Annotated in this window: 4 protein-coding genes and 2 pseudogenes; 5 read left to right on the top strand and 1 reads right to left on the bottom strand. The window is 44.6% G+C overall.

Annotated elements, in window-relative coordinates; translation table 11 throughout:
• The 5 genes and pseudogenes from NDI34_RS27745 to NDI34_RS27725 all read left to right on the top strand — a co-directional run.
• Positions 1 to 122: pseudogene (locus tag NDI34_RS27745) on the top strand (ATP-binding protein); the annotation flags it as partial.
• Between the two features lie 102 nt (positions 123 to 224).
• Positions 225 to 750, top strand: a pseudogene (locus NDI34_RS27740) (hypothetical protein).
• 41 nt (positions 751 to 791) lie between these two features.
• On the top strand, positions 792 to 995 hold the full coding sequence (locus tag NDI34_RS27735) for a hypothetical protein (protein ID WP_348234448.1): 204 nt from the start codon (positions 792 to 794) through the stop codon (positions 993 to 995).
• A 50-nt stretch (positions 996 to 1,045) separates the two neighbouring features.
• Entirely contained in the window at positions 1,046 to 2,020 is a 975-nt protein-coding gene (locus NDI34_RS27730; RefSeq protein WP_348234447.1) for an ABC transporter substrate-binding protein, read from the top strand.
• A gap of 143 nt (positions 2,021 to 2,163) precedes the next feature.
• A complete protein-coding gene (locus NDI34_RS27725; RefSeq protein ID WP_242030368.1) occupies positions 2,164 to 3,825 on the top strand; it encodes an ATP-binding protein in 1,662 nt (553 codons plus the stop codon).
• A gap of 335 nt (positions 3,826 to 4,160) precedes the next feature.
• On the opposite strand, the gene NDI34_RS27720 is transcribed toward NDI34_RS27725, so the two are convergent.
• Positions 4,161 to 4,574, bottom strand: coding sequence for a PIN domain-containing protein (locus NDI34_RS27720; protein WP_348234446.1), 414 nt, complete (start codon positions 4,572 to 4,574; stop codon positions 4,161 to 4,163).
• Positions 4,575 to 4,835 lie beyond the last annotated feature (261 nt).

Raw genomic sequence — 4,835 nt, 5'->3', positions numbered from 1 at the left:
GGGGCAGTCTCCAAGGCGCGATCGCGGGATTGCAGCACAAAGGCTTGATTTACGGCTCCGAACAAGGCTATCGACTGGCTCTGCCTCTGTTTGCTTTGTGGCTTCGCCAGCGCTTGAGTTGATACCAAAGTGTGTGGGAGCGATCGCTTAAGGGGGTAGTCAAGATGTCAGGTGACTGAATGCTATATTCAGCCTATCAACGCCTATCTGTGAAGGTAGCATTTATAACTCAAGAACTAATCGACCTAAGAACTAGCATCTTAGAAGGACCCTATGCAGATGCTTTGGCAATTGTGCATGAGCTGGAGGGGATGAGTCATGAGTAAACAAGCGATCCTTTGTAATATCGAAGCGTGTCTGGTCACAATGCTGACTCACTTGATTCAAAACCAAGTTGACCAGTGTTTAACTAATTCCTGGGCAGCTTTAATTTCAGATTCTCTCCAGCAAATTCAAACATTAAATCTCAAAGAGAATAAAACGTCTTACTACATCGAGCAAGATGAATGGAAGCCTTTTCTAGAAGAGGCAATTGAGGCAGCACTTCGTCCGGCAAATATAGAAGCTATGGATTATTTTTATCATCCTTGCCAACTTGCAGCGTCGGTGGATAGAACAGATTTAATAATGACGGCTCAGAGATTGCTCGATTTAACGTATGAACCTTCGGCAAAAACTTTACCAGCAATCATTGATGAGAATTTAGTTCAGCTACCAGGTGGGGAAGAGTGGAAAGAGGGTAGGCGATAAAATAACACTCTTTGAAGGGAAGCGATCGCTGTTTCGGGTTGGTGGATACAATAACAGCGATCGCTCACAAGCATTACTTGTCCAGAGGGGGCAGTCTCCAAGGCGCGATCGCCCGATTGCAGCACAAAGGCTTGATTTACGGCTCCGAGCAGGGCTATCTTGTTCATCATGCTTCTGGTTCGACCACAAGGATTACTGGGGCGATCGCGCCTCACAAAAGTCTAGTCCTGAAAAGTATTCGATAATACTCAGGTAAAAAGAGCTTTCTATTAGGACTGCCCTCAGAGGACTAAAGATGAGAGGTTTTACCTTGCCTGTGAAGTTGTTAATTGTGGCGATCGCCCTCTCAAGCTTCATTCTAATCAGTTGTGTCCCAGCACCCCTGAAACCCTTACGGATTGGTACCAATGTTTGGCCTGGGTATGAACCTCTATTTCTGGCTCGCGAACTGGGATACTACGGTAAAACCCCGATTCAATTAGTGGAGTATCCCAACTTCGACCCAAACAGAGCTTACCGGAACGGTGAAGTAGAAATGAGCGCCACACCGATGACTGGGTTTTTGCCATTAGCGCCGACTCATCCAGATGTCCGTGCTTGGCTAATTATGGATATCTCTAATGGTGCAGACGCCATTGTAGCTAAAGGAGCGATCGCGAATCTGCAAAGTTTAAAAGGGCGCAGGGTTGGCTTTGACAGGTCAATGCTGGCACCATTTGTCCTGAGCCGTGGCTTAGAACAAGTCGGTCTGTCACTCAAAGATGTCAAGATTGTCCCTGTGGAGCTATCGGAGCAGGAGGAGGCGTTCAAACAAGGTCGCGTTGATGCCATTGTCACCTTTGAGCCATACCGCTCCAATATACTCAACGCCGGAGCCAAGTTACTCTTTGACAGCAGCCAGATTCCTGGTGAAGTAGTCGATGTGCTAATTGGCAGTGAGTCGTTGTTGACGACGCATGCTACTCAATTGCAGGTGTTAATCCAGGGTTGGTTCCGCGCTCTCGATTATATTGAGAAAAATCCCGAAGATGCCGCTCGTCGAATGGCACGGCGACAAGGAATCACACCCGAACAATTCTTATCATCCCTCAAGGGGCTTCAGCTCGTCACCCTTGAGGAAAACCAGAAACTCTTGGGAAAAACCAATTCTGTGTTGCTCAAGGGAAGCCAACGGTTATCCCAATTCTTGGTTGAAAATAACATACTGAAACAAGACGTAGACCTTAACCCTCTGCTCGATGACAGACTGGTTAGAGATGTCAAGCCCTAAAGCGTAGACCGATTGCAACACTCAACATACCTTTATGAAAAAACTACAGATGCCTACAGTTAATATCAGATTCATCTGTGTTTATCTGGGTTAATCTGTGGTTCATGCCTCCAGGCAAAACTATTTTTGCAAAAAGTCTACCTATGCATCGCTTCCCCTTTCCTCTGCGGTTTTCGATTCCAGGGATTCTGTTAGTGTTCGGCAGTGTGTTAGGTTTGGTTTCGTTTCAACGGGAAGTCTCTCAGTCCTTCTCCCGTACCGAAACGATTATCAGACAGCAGGCTGAATTTTCTGCAAGTCAAACAGCAACGTTACTAGAGTACTTGTACAGAACGGCTCAAGGTAAGGGTGCCCATTTAGCGATCGCTCAGATTGCTCCCGCTCCTAATCTGCGGTTAGCTTTGCTTTGTGATGAAAATGAGCGAGTACTCTTGTCAACTCGTTTTGACTTGCAAAATCGCTTAATCAGCAACACTCTAGCAGCCTCCAGCTTATCAGCGATCAAAGAAGTCCAGCAAACTCAGTCAAAGCAGGTAATTTTCTCGGACGATAGACAAACCCTCAGGGCAATTTATCCAGTGCTTTTGGGAGCTTCGCCTGGAGAAATCCTACCGTCGAGGGTAGCTGTGTTGTTGTTGGAGTATGACCTTTCGTCGCTAAAAGCTCAGGCATACAACGATGCTTTAGAGCGATCGCTAACCTACAGTGTTGCTCTTGCCGTGCTTTGTAGCATTCTCTGGTTCTTCTTTTACAAAACCTTGAACTTGCGAGTAGGCAAACTGGTTGCAGCTAGTAACAGCTTAGCGCAAGGAAATTTAGAAGTCCGTGCTAATTTAAAAGGCTCTGATGAACTGAGTCAGATTTCAATCGCTTTCGATCGAATGGCTGAAGAAGTTCAGAAGAATACAGAAACACTGCGCCAAAATGAAGAACTAAAACAAGCTTTAGACAAGCTAAAACAAACCCAAGCACAACTGATTCACGCCGAGAAAATGTCTAGCTTAGGTCAACTGGTTGCGGGAGTTGCTCATGAAATCAACAATCCGGTTAATTTCATTCACGGCAATCTTCTTTATGTCAATGACTACACCCAAGACTTACTCAGCCTGGTTCATCTCTATCAGCAACACTATCCGAATCCCGTTCGTGAAATTGTCGAACAGACTGAAGAGATGGAGTGGGAATTTCTGGCTGATGATTTACCCAAGATGCTCGCTTCTATGAAAGTTGGCAGCGAACGCATCCGTCAGATTGTCCTTAGTTTGCGGAACTTTGCCCGTCACGACGAGTCAGAACTTAAAAAAGTTGATATTCACGAAGGTATTGATAGCACTTTATTAATTTTAAAACATCGATTGAATGGGGAGAGAGATTCTCCCAGTATTGAAATTATTAAAGCTTATGGAAACTTACCCAAGATTGAGTGTTATGCTGGGCAGTTGAATCAAGCGTTTATGAATATTATCAATAATAGTATTGATGCTTTATCAGAAGCAACAGGTAATGAAAAAAAACAGATTTTTATTCGCACTTCCATTAATGAATCAGATTGGGTAGTGGTAGCGATCGCCGATAATGGATCAGGGATGAACCAAGAAATACAACAGCGGATATTTGACCCGTTTTTTACCACGAAACCAGTAGGAAAAGGCACGGGATTAGGATTATCTATTAGCTATCAGCTTGTGGTAGAAAAACATAACGGTCAATTAAAATGTATTTCTGCTCCCGGAGAAGGAGCGCAGTTTATCATTGAAATTCCCGTGCGGCAAAAAAGCAGAGAAGCTGGGAAAATGGGGGAATGAGGAAATAGTAAATGTCAGATTTTATTAATAACTATGGCTTCTTAATCGTTTCGATGATTTAGGAAATAACCAGGAAAGCGTTATCGCGAGGTAAGGAAGCCTACACCGTAATCTTCGATTCGGTGTAGGAGGATGTCACGTAGTTGAAGCACGGGCACTGTGGATTGAAAGCAACTGGCATCTTCCTACCTGAGAATTAACTGTTGGCAGATAGCGATTCCCTGCGGGATAGCTAACACTTCACGCACCTCTCCTCATCAGCAACGAAAAGTGCGATCGCTCTTTGTCTAACACTCTTTGAAGGGAAGCGATCGCATTAGTGTTAAAGTACAGAACTATTTCAACTGTTCCAATAGCTGACTAACAGATAACACGGGTACGGTTGCATTAGAAAAATCCTGTGTATCACGGGTAACAATTGCATCTAAACTTTGAGCGATCGCACAAGCAACCTGTACAGCATCTTCAAAATCTCTTAGACCAGATGTTAAAGCTACCTCTAAGACAGCACGATCGACGGGGCAAATTTCCATAACTGCCAGTGTAATAGAGATTACCTGCCTTGCCCGTTCAACGCTCTGAGTTTGTCTTCTAGCAATGTAGAAGATGTCAGTTAGTGTTGTTGCAGTAACATAACCAACAACCTGCTCAGAACCGATTGCTTGAAACAATGCTTCTGCATCTTGCAAAAACGGCTCTCGCTCCAGTAAATCATCTAAAACAACATTAGTATCGATCAGGACTCTCACTGGAGATACTTCTCCACCCGACGTTCTTCCAAGATTGCCTGAATTTGAGCATCAGTTAGTGGTGACTGCTCGGTCTTCAGCAATCCTCGCATCTGGTTAATCAGGGTTTTTCGGTTTGGTTGTGGGTTGAGAGTGTCTTGCAGAGATTAGACCTCTTGCAAAAGTCGTCGCTGGGGTAATATGAGGTCTGAAATTATGCGCTCGCTCACCTGTCTTCTACGCTCACCCCTGGTAATTCATAAGTAAAGCTAATGAAATACG

This window comes from Trichocoleus sp. DQ-U1 (assembly GCF_039961925.1).
In the GTDB taxonomy this organism is placed as follows: Bacteria; Cyanobacteriota; Cyanobacteriia; order Cyanobacteriales; family FACHB-T130; genus FACHB-T130.
The sequence above is the reverse complement of the archived record's forward strand: the minus strand, read 5'-3'. Positions and strand labels throughout refer to the sequence as shown.

What these genes read in the sequence shown, in the direction of transcription:
- NDI34_RS27725 (WP_242030368.1), top strand. Translation starts at nt 2,164, where the DNA reads ATGCATCGCTTCCCCTTTCCTCTGCGGTTTTCGATTCCAGGGATTCTG.
- NDI34_RS27730 (WP_348234447.1), top strand. Translation starts at nt 1,046, where the DNA reads ATGAGAGGTTTTACCTTGCCTGTGAAGTTGTTAATTGTGGCGATCGCC.